This is a genomic window from Comamonas sp. CAH-2 (assembly GCF_009668305.1).
Classification (GTDB): domain Bacteria; phylum Pseudomonadota; class Gammaproteobacteria; order Burkholderiales; family Burkholderiaceae_C; genus Comamonas; species Comamonas aquatica.
In genome coordinates this window covers 1-12,283 of the sequence record NZ_VSWF01000059.1, presented here as the reverse complement: position 1 = coordinate 12,283, position 12,283 = coordinate 1, and the positions used below count along the sequence as shown (strand labels likewise).

Annotated in this window: 12 protein-coding genes and 2 pseudogenes; 2 read left to right on the top strand and 12 right to left on the bottom strand. The window is 58.6% G+C overall.

The genetic code is table 11. From position 1 onward, the window contains the following. The 6 genes from FYM52_RS18000 to FYM52_RS17975 all read right to left on the bottom strand — a co-directional run. The coding region (locus FYM52_RS18000; protein WP_154165080.1) for a transposase at positions 1-304 on the bottom strand (304 nt) is incomplete at its 3' end. A 319-nt stretch (positions 305-623) separates the two neighbouring features. Further along, positions 624-1,634 (bottom strand): FAD-binding oxidoreductase, encoded by a 1,011-nt coding sequence (locus FYM52_RS17995; RefSeq protein WP_034369195.1) that lies wholly within the window; start codon positions 1,632-1,634, stop codon positions 624-626. 9 nt (positions 1,635-1,643) lie between these two features. Further along, positions 1,644-2,591 (bottom strand): PdxA family protein, encoded by a 948-nt coding sequence (locus tag FYM52_RS17990; RefSeq protein ID WP_047219859.1) that lies wholly within the window; start codon positions 2,589-2,591, stop codon positions 1,644-1,646. Continuing rightward, positions 2,588-3,052, bottom strand: a complete 465-nt coding sequence (locus FYM52_RS17985) for a nuclear transport factor 2 family protein (RefSeq protein WP_034369201.1) — start codon at positions 3,050-3,052, stop codon at positions 2,588-2,590. The genes FYM52_RS17990 and FYM52_RS17985 overlap by 4 nt, the downstream gene beginning before the upstream one ends. After that, positions 3,049-4,290 (bottom strand): aromatic ring-hydroxylating dioxygenase subunit alpha, encoded by a 1,242-nt coding sequence (locus tag FYM52_RS17980; protein WP_047219860.1) that lies wholly within the window; start codon positions 4,288-4,290, stop codon positions 3,049-3,051. The genes FYM52_RS17985 and FYM52_RS17980 overlap by 4 nt, the downstream gene beginning before the upstream one ends. A gap of 15 nt (positions 4,291-4,305) precedes the next feature. After that, a complete protein-coding gene (locus FYM52_RS17975) occupies positions 4,306-5,274 on the bottom strand; it encodes a tripartite tricarboxylate transporter substrate binding protein (RefSeq protein WP_154165079.1) in 969 nt (322 codons plus the stop codon). A 109-nt stretch (positions 5,275-5,383) separates the two neighbouring features. On the opposite strand from FYM52_RS17975, the gene FYM52_RS17970 reads away from it, so the two are divergent. Both FYM52_RS17970 and FYM52_RS17965 read left to right on the top strand, forming a co-directional pair. Then, positions 5,384-6,151 (top strand): IclR family transcriptional regulator C-terminal domain-containing protein, encoded by a 768-nt coding sequence (locus FYM52_RS17970; RefSeq protein ID WP_103739194.1) that lies wholly within the window; start codon positions 5,384-5,386, stop codon positions 6,149-6,151. A 109-nt stretch (positions 6,152-6,260) separates the two neighbouring features. Further along, a pseudogene (locus tag FYM52_RS17965) lies at positions 6,261-6,881 on the top strand (DDE-type integrase/transposase/recombinase); the annotation flags it as partial. On the opposite strand, the gene FYM52_RS17960 reads toward FYM52_RS17965, so the two are convergent. The 6 genes and pseudogenes from FYM52_RS17960 to FYM52_RS17935 all read right to left on the bottom strand — a co-directional run. Next, complete coding sequence (locus tag FYM52_RS17960) at positions 6,841-7,650, bottom strand: IclR family transcriptional regulator (protein WP_082138180.1); 810 nt, start codon at positions 7,648-7,650, stop codon at positions 6,841-6,843. The pseudogene FYM52_RS17965 and the gene FYM52_RS17960 overlap by 41 nt on opposite strands. 156 nt (positions 7,651-7,806) lie before the next feature. Next, positions 7,807-8,784 carry a PDR/VanB family oxidoreductase gene (locus FYM52_RS17955; protein WP_047219862.1) on the bottom strand — a complete coding sequence of 326 codons (978 nt, stop codon included), beginning with the start codon at positions 8,782-8,784 and terminating at the stop codon, positions 7,807-7,809. Between the two features lie 4 nt (positions 8,785-8,788). Further along, positions 8,789-9,568 carry an SDR family NAD(P)-dependent oxidoreductase gene (locus FYM52_RS17950; RefSeq protein ID WP_154165078.1) on the bottom strand — a complete coding sequence of 260 codons (780 nt, stop codon included), beginning with the start codon at positions 9,566-9,568 and terminating at the stop codon, positions 8,789-8,791. A 3-nt stretch (positions 9,569-9,571) separates the two neighbouring features. Then, entirely contained in the window at positions 9,572-10,558 is a 987-nt protein-coding gene (locus FYM52_RS17945; RefSeq protein WP_052862776.1) for a tripartite tricarboxylate transporter substrate binding protein, read from the bottom strand. A 41-nt stretch (positions 10,559-10,599) separates the two neighbouring features. Beyond that, positions 10,600-11,874: an aromatic ring-hydroxylating dioxygenase subunit alpha gene (locus FYM52_RS17940; RefSeq protein ID WP_047219865.1), complete on the bottom strand. Its 1,275-nt coding sequence runs from the start codon at positions 11,872-11,874 to the stop codon at positions 10,600-10,602. Positions 11,875-12,089: 215 nt separating this feature from the next. Beyond that, positions 12,090-12,283 (bottom strand): annotated as a pseudogene (locus FYM52_RS17935) (IS5/IS1182 family transposase); the annotation flags it as partial.

Here is a 12,283-nt window from a genome sequence, read left to right as displayed (position 1 = left end):
CGAGCTCCGCCTGCGCAAAAAACGCGCTGGCCGTCTTCAGGATGTCGTTGGCCCGGCGCAGCTCCTTGACCTCACGTTCCAGCTCCTTGATGCGCTGGGCTTCTGACGTGGTGGTACCGGCACGCTGGCCGCTGTCGACCTCGGCCTTCTTGACCCAATCGTTCAAGGTCTGCGGCACGCAGCCAATCTTGGGGGCTATTGATTCAATGGCTGCCCACAGCGAAGGGTAGTCGGCTCGGTGCTCCTGCACCATGCGTACGGCACGCTCGCGCACCTCGGGCGAGAACTTGTTTGACTTGGTCATAGCTCCATCTTCTCAAGTGTTGGAGCCTCCTCAAAACCCGGGGCGATTCAAGAACGATCAATGAAAGCTGCCAATTGATCAAGCTGATCTGGCGCTTGAGAGAGACATTGGCGCAATGCGCCTGAGAGAATACCCATCAATGAAAAAGGCAACGTGTAAACACGTTGCCTTTTAGCTCATCTAGAGGCAGCTGAACCTTAACTGACTGGCATTAGGCATAAAGCCCCTTTCAGTGTTTATCAAACATTCCCCATCAAGTCACTCGCAAGCTCAGCCTCCGTCATATCCCGCCGTGTTGATATCGCATGAATAGCTACTTCTAGTGGCTACCAGTCGGGCTCGTCGCAAAAACATCCGCGTGGAAGTCCTGTGCTAACAGGCCCATATCGGAAGCTGCTGTGCGCACTGATTGAACCAGGGAGGGTGAGCCACAGCAGTGCACCACATGATCGTGCAGGTTGCCAAAGTGTGTGCGTAGCGCGTCATCCACCCGACCTGCGTGAGCATCCGCAGGCATATCGCCTAGGTCGGTGATGGCTGCAATGTAGCGAAACTGTGGCCAGACTTTGCGCCACTTGTCGATGGCGCTAGGAAGATACAGGCCCGAGGGGTTGCGAGCCCCCCAGATCAGCGTTATGTCGCGCTGAACCTTGCGTTTGGCTAAGTCATCAAGAACGGATTTAATGGGCGCAAATCCCGTGCCACCTGCAACGCAAATCAGGGGCCTGGTGTCGTCAGGCTTCAGTGCGATGCTGCCGAATGGCAGTTCAATATCTAATGTGTCACCAGACTTCAACTGCTGGACGATAGTGCTGAAGCGGCCACCCGGTACATGCCGGATATGCAATGTGACACCATCACTCTCATGGGGTGGATTGGCCATAGAGTAGCTGCGGCTTTCCCCGTCGTCGAGGTGAATCAGCAGGTATTGGCCGGCTTCAAATTTGGCGCGCTTGCCCGCAGGCAGGCGCAGGCGCAGCAGCGAGACATCGGGTGCCGCCAGTGTATTGCTGTACACCTTGGCCGTAAAACGTTTGCGGGCTTCCGGGTCGAGGCGGCGAAAGGAGCTCGGCTGAATACGGATATCGCTGGCGGCGGTGCAGCTGCACAGCAATACCTGCTCCGAGGTGCAGAGTTCGCTGCGCACGGCCATGCCATTGAAGGAAGTAATATTTCCATCGAGCAGGGTGCTCGCACAATTGCCACAGCTACCTTTGCGGCAGGAATAAGGTAGTTCGATGCCAGCCTGCAGGGCGGCATCCAGCACGGATTGCCCGGGCGCGCAGGGGAACGCGATATCAGAGTCGTGGATATGGATTTGGTGATTCATGGAAGGGCCTCAGACCTGTTGGGCTCCGAGCAGGGCGATCGTGCGCAGGAGGGCCGTGGAGTCAGCCACGCCACGGCCTGCAATGTCCATGGCGCTGCCATGGCCCACACTGGAAAGCACCACCCTGCCACCGATGGAGAGTGCGCTGGCTCCGTTAGGTGCCAGCAGCTTGATGGGGATATGGCCCTGATCGTGCAGCATGGCTACATACAGGTCGTGCTTGCGCTGTGCCAGAACCATGTCAGCTCCCATGGGGCCGTCTACTGCTAGGCCGCGCTTGCGCAGTGTCTCGACAGCGGGAACGGTGATCTGGGAGTCCTCCAGGCCGAACAACTGTCCTTCAGATGCATGAGGGTTGATCCCGAATACAGCGACTTTTGGTTTAGGTACCCCGAGTAAGGTGCATGTCTGCACGGCAGCCTGCGCCGCGTTGACCACCAACTGAGGAGAGAGCCGCTCCAATGCGCTGCGCACGCTTTCATGCAAAGTGACATGCACTATGCGCAGGCCAGCCCCTACCAGCATCAGGAATACCTGGTCTTCGTTCATGTCAAGAACATTGGCGAGCAAAGATGGGTAGCCGCTGAACGCTATGTCCGCGCGGTGAATGGCCGTTTCATGGTGGGGGCAGGCGATGACGGCGTCGACTTCGCCGTTTTCGCACGCCCGGATGGCTGCTGTTGCAGATTGCACCGTGGATAGGCCTGCCTGCGGGGTGATCTCTCCCCATTGCACTGGTTGTGCCAGCGAGCCGGCTTCCTCGTGAATGAGGTCTTGAAGAAGGGGCTCCATTTGGCAGATCTGCGCTGCTTGTTCAAGAGCGCTCCACGGTCCATAGACCTTGATCAGGGATCTTTCGGCGGCAGACAACTGCTGAAGAGCTTTCAGTGCAATTTCAGGGCCAATACCGTGGGGATCGCCGATGGCCAAAGCCAATCTACGGTGCACTATTGTCATAGCGGCAATGCCATCAGTGTGTCCGTCACCGTGCTGTCGCAAACCGCGATGCGTTCTTGCAGGCGTAACTTGCCATCGATCGTGGTGAATTTGTCGAGGTACTCACCGCTGGCAAAGACCTCTGTTTCCCCTGTATGCATGATGCGCAGCACCATGAACGGCGTGGAAGCACTGGCCTGTGTTGCATCGCCTGACTGGATCGAAGGCAGACCCAGAATATGGCGATAGCGATGGCGCTCGTAGATATTGGCTTCGCGCAGCGCAGAAATTCGGTCGGTGAGCATGTCCTGTGAATCCGCCCAGACAATGCCGGCAGCAAGCCCTTCAGCATGATTGTCGACATTGGTGACGCGATAGTGGCAATCCTTCGTGAAGAAGGTTGGCCATTGCTCCATGGCGTCACTGTCTATGGTCTTCGCGTAAGCGGCATTGAAGGCCGCGATTTGAATTTCATTGATCATGCTTGCATCTCCTGTCCCATGTGCTTGCGGTAGGCTTTCCAAAAGCCGCGTACCGAGGTTTCCGTGGCGCGGCCCTCGCTAGAGCCTTCGTGGTCTCCGCCCATCTCGATGACCGCGTCAAGGTCGGCCGCACCTGCGATGCCGCGCTGAACGAATCCACCGACAGCTCCGTCTTCCATGGAAATGAATCCGGCCGGGCCGATGAGGTTGGCCTGTTTGAGTCTGACCTTGCGCTGCTCGGGACTGTCATCTGCATAGCCGAGATAGGTCCAGTTGAGTTCCGAGCTGGAGATGCTCTTGGGCAACAACTGACGCACGGCGATGCTGTTCTGAATCTGCTGCAGCACAAAGCCAGGGAACACAGAAAGGATCTGCAGAGTCACGCCGTCCTCGAACTCCTCGAAGCCCTCTAGAAGGCTGGGATCTTTGAGCCGGTAACGCTCGTTGTCGGAGCGGATGGCCTGGTCCTTGTACGAGTCGTCTTTGGCGCTACGATCGATCATGGAATAGCTCACATGGTGGCCACCCGACTCGTCGACGATGACGCCGCCTTTTTGTGAGAGGCGATTCAGCTCGAAGGTGGTGAAGAACATATGCAGGAGGCTGGCGTGATAGCTGTCCTTCACGTTCTCGAAGTAGAGCTTCCAGTTGTTAGGCAGCTTTTGCGTGAAGCGACCGATGACTTCTACGGGCTTGTGCAGCACGCGCTCTATGCGCTCGCAAATCTCAGGGCCAAGGTAATCCTCAATGCTGGGTACATCCTCGGAAAAACTGCCAAAGACCAAACCGCAAAAGACAGCTACACGGAGCTTGCGCGGGCCATGCTCTTCTTTGCAGAACGAGGCCGGCATGCCACCCTGGCCCTTGACGCCTTTCTCGAAGGCAACGCCGGTCAGATCTCCCTGTCGGTTGTAGCTCCAGGCGTGATAGACGCACTGGAAACTATCCGCACGGCCCGATTTTTCCAGCGCGATGAGCGCGCCGCGATGCGCGCAGCGGTTCTCGAAGGCATAGATTTCCTGGTCGGCATCCCGCACGACAACTATCGGTGTTTCACCAACAAAGGTCGTGCGGAAATCACCCGCCTCGGGGATTTCAGATTCCAGGCACAGGTAGTTCCAGACCTCGCCGCGATAGATGCGCTGCTGTTCCTGATCAGCATTGGCTGTGTCGGTATAGATACCGAAAGGCACGCGCGTATTAGTGGCCCCATGCCACTGGATGATGGATTCTTGCATGTTGATTCCTAAGGGTTAGAGCTTGACGTTGGCGGCCTTCAGCACCTTCTTCCACTTCTCGGTTTCCTGGCGGATGAACTGAGCAGTCTTGGTGGGATCCCAACCGCAGGGCACGGCACCCTGTTCCAGAAAGTGCTTGCGGATGTCATTTGATGACAGAGCCTGGGCCATCTGCTTCTGAAGCCTCTGTGCGATTTCTGCACTCGTGCCTGGGGGAGCCACAACAGAAAAGAAAGTCAAGGCTTGCATGGCGGGCCATTGCTGCTCGGCGAAGGTGGGGACCTGGGGCAATATTTGAGAGCGCTGCTCGTCGGCAACGGCCAGAATGCGCACCTTGCCGGCCTGGTGGTAGGTGGCCGACGAGCTGATGTTGTCGAAAAACACATCCACATTGCCACCGATCAGGTCAATCAGTGCCGGGGCTGTTCCCTTGTAAGGGATGACAGTCAGTTCAGTGCCAGTCAGCTGCATAAACATGGCAGCAGTCAGGTGAGATGTGGAGCCGTCGCCTTGCGTCGCCACAGTCACTTTTTTGGGATTGGCTTTGGCGTATGCAATGAACTCGCCAAGTGACTTAACAGGCAGCTTCGGGTTGATGACCAGGGCGTTGGGCACTGTGGCCAAAATCGTCACCGGTACCCAGCTAGTCGGGTCAAAGCTGAGCTTCTGATAGAGGTTGTGGTTGATGGCGATGGGCCCCGGAGGGGAGGCCAGCACAGTCATTCCGTCCGGCGGTGCCCGGAACACTAGATCGGCACCGATGTTTCCACCAGCCCCGGGCTTATTTTCAATGATCACGCCACCTGCGTAGTCCGCGCGGATTTTTTCGGCTACTAGGCGCGGCAGTACATCGGCGGTACCTCCCGCTGAGAAAGGCACGACGATCTTGAGAGGTTGATTTGACTGAGCCAGGCTACCTGTTGCGGCGACCGCAGCGGCAATGCCGATCAATGCTTCGCGTCTGCGAATGGATGCGTTGCGCATCTTGTCTCCTTCTTGTGTGGGGAACTGCAGTATGGGGATGTCGTACTTAGTGTTAAACCTGTTTTTGCGCTATGCGCAAAAATGTTGAAAACACCTTGATTTGATCGCTATGCAGGACAAGAACTTTGTGGAATCGCTGCGCAAGGGATTGGGGGTACTGACTTGCTTTGACCGTCGGCATACCCGGCTCACGCTGTCGGAAGTGGCCAGGCTCACGCAGTCCACACCAGCATCGGCCAGACGTTCACTCAGCACGCTGGTACAGCTTGGCTATCTAGAGAGTGACGGGAAGCTGTTCTGGATGCAGCCCAAGTCGCTGCTGATCGCCTATTCATTTCTGTCATCGCGCCCCATGCCTGCGTTGGCCCAGCCGCTACTGGACGCACTGTCGGAGCGCACCAGAGAGTCCGCTTCGCTTGGTACTTTGTTGGAAGACGATGCCATCATCATTGGCCGTTCGACCGCACGGCGCAGCTTGAGCACGGGCCTAGGAATAGGATCCAGGTTGCCGGTGTACTGTTCTGCGATTGGTCGGGTGCTGTTGTCAGGACTCCCCCAGCAGGAGGCGCGTGCAAGGCTGGAGATGATTGAGCGGATGGCTATGACCCATCAGACAGTGACTGACTTGGAGGAGTTGCTGGGTCTGCTTGATACTTGCCGGCAATCCGGATGGTCATGCAGCGATGGAGAGTTGGAGCTGGGTGTGCGCTCCATGGCGGCGCCAGTGCGCGACCCTCAAGGCAACACAATTGCTGCCATGAGCATTGCAGTTAGAGCAGAGAGACTCAGCATGAGCGAGTTCAAAGAGACTTTTTTGATGCCGCTGAAGCGCGCTCGCAATGAGTTGGAAAAAAAGTTGTATCCGCAAGGGATGTAATGCGCCACCATGTCTTTGCCTAGCGCAGCGGCTGAGGCTCGGGTTTGCGCCGTCCTTCCGATGTCGGGCGCATGCGCGGGGCGTGCAGTTGTTCCTGATCGGACCCGGCAAGCCCAAGCCTGAGAGCGAGCACAAACCCTTCAAGGCGTATGAGCCTGGCTATGTGCATGTAGATGTGAAGTACCTGCCCCAGATGCAAGATGAGGACAAGCGCCGCTATGTCTTTGTTGCCATTGATCGGGCCACACGCTGGGTGTTCATTGATATCAAGCAACACAAGACGGCAGCGTCCGCCAAAGCCTTCTTGGCCGCCGTCCGCAAAGCTGCAGCATTTAGGATTCACACCATCCTCACCGACCACGGCAAAGAGTTCACAGACCGCTTGTTTGGCAGTCGCACTCGCCAGCCCACAGGCGAGCACGAATTCGACCAGCTATGCCAAGCACTGGGGATAGAACATCGGCTCACCAAGCCCAGGACGCCAAAAACCAACGGCATGGTCGAGCGCTTCAATGGCCGCCTGAATCAAGTACTGCGCTCGCACCACTTCAACAGCGCAGAGGATTTGGAGAAGACGCTGCACAGGTTTGTCTGGCTGTATAACCACCACTTACCGCAAAAGGCACTGGGGCACGAAGCCCCAGTTCAAGCACTCAAAAAATGGAAGATGAAAGCACCTGATTTATTCGTCAAGAACGTGCGCAATCATCCGGGACCTGACAATTCTTGAATCCCAATGCCGCCGAAAGCTGTGCAGCCTCTTCCCTTAACAGCGCGGCATAGCCCTGCACAACCTCTTCGTCGAGTCTTGCGCTGGGACCGAATAGCCCTAGCGATCCCACCACGCGGCCGCTGCTGTCGAAGAACGGCGCAGCAATAGCGACAGCGCCCTCAATCAGCTCATCGCGACTGGTGGCGTAGCCTTCGAGGCGAATCTGCTTGAGCTGTTCGGTGCACCGCTTAGCTTCGGCGGCGTTTTCCGCGCCATAAGCGCTAAGGTCTTGCTTGCTCACGTTCAGCCATGCCAGGATCGAGCGACCACTGGCGCCCCGCACGAGCTTCTCGCGATAACCTACGCCCCGCTTGAAGCTCAGAGGCTGCGTGCTGGGAAGTTCGGCAACACATATCCTGAAAGCACCCTCATGTACGTGCAGGGAAATGGTCTCGCGGGTTTTCTCCCACAGGCGGCGCATCATGGGTTGGGCAACGGTTTCGTAGCTCATGCCTGCGGACCAGGCATGAGCCATCTGAGGGACTGCCGGGCCGAGCCGGAAACGCTGGGGTTCGCCCTCGGAAACGAGAAACCCCTTGGTATTGAGCGTATCGAGCAAGCGGTAGAGGGTCGGCCGGCTCAGGTCGACCCGCTTGAGCAGTTCGGCCACCAGCAACCCATCATCTCCGGGCCTGAAAGCCAGAAGCACGTCAAGAGCCCGCTGGACTGCGCGCACCCCGCCTTCGGATTTATCGGATTCGGACATGTCAACGGTTTTCTGATTCATGCCGATACTCTACCTGCAATTGTCCATCTAATGGATAGCGAACATGGGCAGTTGCGCTGTGCACAAGCGCTCGCCACATGGGAAGAGCATGCGGCTGGCGGCATTCCCTAGGCGCTACTGCCCTTACCTGTCATCCGCACACTGTTCCGATGCCGCTCAGCAATCCAGGACCAGGTTGCCTGAACGGCAACCAGAGACGCAGATCATCATGCTTTTGTTCGCCGCCCGCTCCTGCTCGCTCAGTATCTGGTCGCGGTGATCCACATCGCCAGAAATGACCCGGACCTCGCAGGCCCCGCACACACCCTCACGGCAGCTGTACTCGGGGTTCATGCCCGCGTTGATCAAGGTATCCAGCAAGGAAGTCCCCGCAGCCACCTGCACGGTCTTGCCGGTCCTGCGCAACTCGACGGCATAGCCGACTTCCGGTGTCCGGGGGGCTGCCAGCGGTGCGGCAGCAAAACGCTCCAAGTGCACATGCTCCAGCCCGAGCTTCTGACAGCTGTCTTCATAAGACGCCAGAAAAGCCAGAGGCCCGCAAGCATAGAAGTGTGCGCCTTCGGCGTGTCCTTGGAGAAGGCTGTACAGATCGGCACGCACACCCTTTTCATCCTTGAAGTGCCAGTCGACCGTCACCCTGCCGCCGGCCCGGGCAGCGATGGCCTCGATCTCCGGCACAAAGGCGGCGCTCGCGCGGCTGGATGCGCAATAGATAAGGTGCGCCGTCCTGCCCAGGACATCCAGCCTCCGGAGCATGGCCAGAACAGGCGTGATGCCGATCCCTCCGGCTACCAGCACGCTATGGGGGGCAGTTTCGACCAGAGGGAAATGATTGCGCGGCCCGCCAATCTGAATCGCTTGCCCAACCCGCAACTTTTCATGCACAAAGCGTGAACCGCCACGGCTGGCCGGGTCCAGTGACACCGCCACCACATAGCGATGGCGTTCCCCCGGATTGATCAGCGAATAGCTTCGGACCAACCCATCGGCCAGGTGCAGATCGATATGGGCACCCGCCTGCACAGGCTGGGAAAACTCCTGCACCGCAGCAAGCGGCCGCAGCTCCACGCTGAGGGTGCCGACCGCTTCGTAGCGCATCTGGTGAACGCGCGCCTGAAGATATGTAGAGGCCATGGCGTTACATGATGTGCAGGCCACCATCGACCATCAGAGTGGTCCCGGTGATGAAAGACGCCTCGCGGGAAGCCAGCCAGAGGATGGGCCAGGCGATCTCCTCCGGCGACGCCCAGCGACCTATGAGCGATGTGTCCTTGCGCTCCGTCCTGAGCTGCTCCACGCTCTTGCCCGCGTTGCGTGCCCTGCCGACGTGGAAGTCGGTCAACGTGGAGCCCGGGCACACCGCATTGGCGCGCACGCCGTGAGCGGCCTCCTCGAATGCCAGGCTACGGGTATAGGCCAGTTGCGCCGCCTTGGTCGCGTCATACAGGGCCATGCCCTTGCGACCCGTGACCGCATAGCAGGAGGACACGTTGACGATGCTGCCTGTTCCCGACTGCCTCAGCGCAGGAAGCACAGCCCTGCAGTAGTTGGACATCCCCACCAGATTGACGCCGACCATGGCCTGCCATTCGGCTGCAGTGGCATCGGCTGCGGCACTGTAGTTTCGCATGGCGGCGTTGTTCACCAGGGTATCGAGACCGCCCCACTGCTGCACGCACTGTCCTACGGCTGCTGCTGCGGCGGCCTCATCTGACACATCGGCAGTCGCACATGCCAGCCGGGCTCCAGGCAGGGCCTGCAAAATGGCTTCGCGCGTGCGCTCCAGGGCCTCGGCGTTCGCGTCCACCATCAGCACCGCAGCCCCTTCCTGGCAGAAGAGATGGGAGGCGGCGGCGCCTATGCCCGCACCGGCGCCGGTAATCAAGGCGGTCCGTCCCGCCATTCTGGATTCACTCATTGTTCAATCCGCCTTTGCATTCGTTGCTTTGATGACCTCGCCCCAGCGCACGGTTTCAGTGGCTATCCAGTCGCTGAACTGCTTGGGGGTGCTGGCGATGGTCTCGAACTCCATCTCGTCCAGATGCTTGCGTATATCCGGGGAGTTGAGGATGCGAACCATGGCCTGGTGGTAGGTATTGATGACCACGGGCGGCGTTCCGGCAGGCGCTAGCAGTCCGATCCAGGACGTGGCCTCGAAGTCCTTGAGGCCGGATTCAGTCAGCGTAGGAATCGTGGGTGTGCTGGGAAAGCGCTTTGTTCCCGTGGAGGCCAGCAGCTTCAGGCGCCCTTCCTTGACGAAGCCCTGAACATTGCCCGGAACAAAGAAGCCGCCCTGGATATTGCCGGCAATCAGGTCCGTCACGGCAGGCCCTGCGCCACGGTAAGGCACATGGGTCATCTGGAAGCCCGCCGCCGATTTCATCATCTCCATGGTGAGGTGCGAGGCGCTGCCCATAGCCACGGAGCCATAAGAGTACTTGCTGGGATTCGCCTTAGCCTTGGCAATGAAGTCCTTCACATCCTTGAAACCAGCATCAGGATTGACCACCAGGTACTGCGGCGATTTCACCGCCAGCGTGATGGGCGCCAAATCCTTGAGCGGGTCATAGGGCATCTTGTCAAACAGGGTGACATTGATGGCCAAAGGCCCGTTGTAGCCGATCAGCAAGGTATGGCCGTCCGGCAACGAGCGGCTGACTTCGTAGGCCCCGATGTTCCCGCCAGCTCCAGGCTTGTTCTCTACCACGAAGGGTTGCCCCAACGCATCCTGAAGCTTGGGCGCAATCAGGCGCGCCAGTACATCATTCGTACTGCCCGTAATGGGCACGACGATGCGTACGGGCTTGGTGGGGCGCCATTCGGAGGGCGCTGTTGCCTGGCCCCAGGCCGCAGTCGCCATGTAGGCGCCTGCGACTAGGACGGCCTTGAGTGTCGTGGGGAACTTCATTTGATTTTGTCTCCGTCATTTCTCGTCGTGGCGTTTCTTGTTCAAAGGCTGAAGACCGGCTTCTTCGTCGCGTCTGCCAGCTCCTCGCGGGCCCAGGCCACCGGGTCCTGATCGCGGGGCAGTAGCACGCCTGCGGGCCGCACGTGCTGCTCGCTTGCGTCAAGGGCGGGAGGGGTTTCTCCCTGCTCTAGTCCGAGGGCGGCTTCATTGAGCATGCGACGCGCCATAACGATTGCCTTGTCTGTGGGTAGCAGCCTCTCCGCGGCATGGTCCTGGATGGGACCCATGCTTTCCTGCAGCGAATAGTCCTGTGCGGAGAAGCCAAAGATGCCGCTATAGGAGCGCTCTTCGCGCTGCGCCACTCGATCCATGCCATAGTCGTTGTTGCGATTCGCCTTGGGAATGAAGCTGCCGGGCGCTTCATACTCCACGTGTATGCCTTTGCCCTCCTCCATGGACCGTCGTTCTTCTTCAGTAAGCGGCTGATCCGGCTGCCAATTGATGCTCCAGGCCCAGCAGTTGTAGTCGTCGATAGGTACCCACACGTGGCCACCCAGCGCATGCTTACCGAAAGGAGCGATCAGCGTGAACCAGGGGAACAGCCACTGCGTGATGCGCCAGTAATAGGAATCGGGCTCGCCATTGCGGCGCCCGAACAGGCTCAGCCCGAAGGGCGTCTGCTCGATCTCGAACTTCACGTTGCCGTCGGCCTTGATGTAATCCAGCGCCTTGACACCCTGGTGCATGGGATCCGTATCCACCTCGAAGCGGTGCACATAGGACACATGGGCCGTGTCGATGCCGCCTTCCATGGCTTGCAGCCAGTTGCTGTATTGCAGGCGTTTGGAGACGAATACATGCTCCGGTGGCAGGGTGCACCACTCCAGCTCCGGAGGAACGGGTCTGTGTTCCTCGGGTCCCATGTAGGCCCAGACAATACCGCCGCGCTCCACGCAGGGATAGCCTTTGATGTGCATGCGGGCGCAGGATTGCGGCGAAGAGGGTACATCCACGCATTGGCCGTTGCCATCGAACTTGACGCCATGGTAGGCGCAGCGAATGCCGTTCTCCTCGTTACGACCAAAGTACAGCGAGACGCCGCGATGAGAGCAGAACTCGCTGATCAGGCAAGCTTTGCCATCCGTATTGCGAAAGGCCAGCAGCTTCTCGCCCAGCAATTGGACCCGCACCTGCGGCCCGTCCGCTTCGGCGATCTCGCTGGACATCAATGCTGGCACCCAGTAGCGGCGCAGCAGATTTCCCATTCGTGTATTGGGGCCGACGCGGGTGAGCGTCTCGGACATTTCCTTGTTCATGCTTTGTCTCCGTGAGGTGGTTTGATCTCGATCTTGTTCGCAAGATGAGACTAATGTCCATTTTATGGACCATCTGATCCATGTCAAATTTATCGATCTTGTCCACTCTATGGACATCAAAGAAGACAACGAAGCTCTACCGACGAGACTTCACGAGTGGGGGCGTTGTTGCATAAATCGATTTCAGGCCAAGCTCCCCCAAACCCCAGCCGTGGCTATGCCACGGCTGCCGTCTGAGGACGGCCAAGTTCTGTAAATCGATTCAAGATGGCTGCTCGAATGTGCAGCTCGTTGACTTGTCGCTCAAAGGACGAGACATCAGCCGCTCACCCAATCGTTTGATGCAGTTCATCTTGGTTTCCACCAAGCTGCGCCGGTGATACCCGATCCAACGTTTCCAGATACTTCG

Bases quoted from the DNA above. Each gene is read 5' to 3' on its own strand.
- FYM52_RS17995 (WP_034369195.1), bottom strand. From the start codon at position 1,634: ATGAATCACCAAATCCATATCCACGACTCTGATATCGCGTTCCCCTGC.
- FYM52_RS17990 (WP_047219859.1), bottom strand. From the start codon at position 2,591: ATGACAATAGTGCACCGTAGATTGGCTTTGGCCATCGGCGATCCCCAC.
- FYM52_RS17985 (WP_034369201.1), bottom strand. From the start codon at position 3,052: ATGATCAATGAAATTCAAATCGCGGCCTTCAATGCCGCTTACGCGAAG.
- FYM52_RS17980 (WP_047219860.1), bottom strand. From the start codon at position 4,290: ATGCAAGAATCCATCATCCAGTGGCATGGGGCCACTAATACGCGCGTG.
- FYM52_RS17975 (WP_154165079.1), bottom strand. From the start codon at position 5,274: ATGCGCAACGCATCCATTCGCAGACGCGAAGCATTGATCGGCATTGCC.
- FYM52_RS17970 (WP_103739194.1), top strand. From the start codon at position 5,384: ATGCAGGACAAGAACTTTGTGGAATCGCTGCGCAAGGGATTGGGGGTA.
- FYM52_RS17960 (WP_082138180.1), bottom strand. From the start codon at position 7,650: ATGAATCAGAAAACCGTTGACATGTCCGAATCCGATAAATCCGAAGGC.
- FYM52_RS17955 (WP_047219862.1), bottom strand. From the start codon at position 8,784: ATGGCCTCTACATATCTTCAGGCGCGCGTTCACCAGATGCGCTACGAA.
- FYM52_RS17950 (WP_154165078.1), bottom strand. From the start codon at position 9,568: ATGAGTGAATCCAGAATGGCGGGACGGACCGCCTTGATTACCGGCGCC.
- FYM52_RS17945 (WP_052862776.1), bottom strand. From the start codon at position 10,558: ATGAAGTTCCCCACGACACTCAAGGCCGTCCTAGTCGCAGGCGCCTAC.
- FYM52_RS17940 (WP_047219865.1), bottom strand. From the start codon at position 11,874: ATGAACAAGGAAATGTCCGAGACGCTCACCCGCGTCGGCCCCAATACA.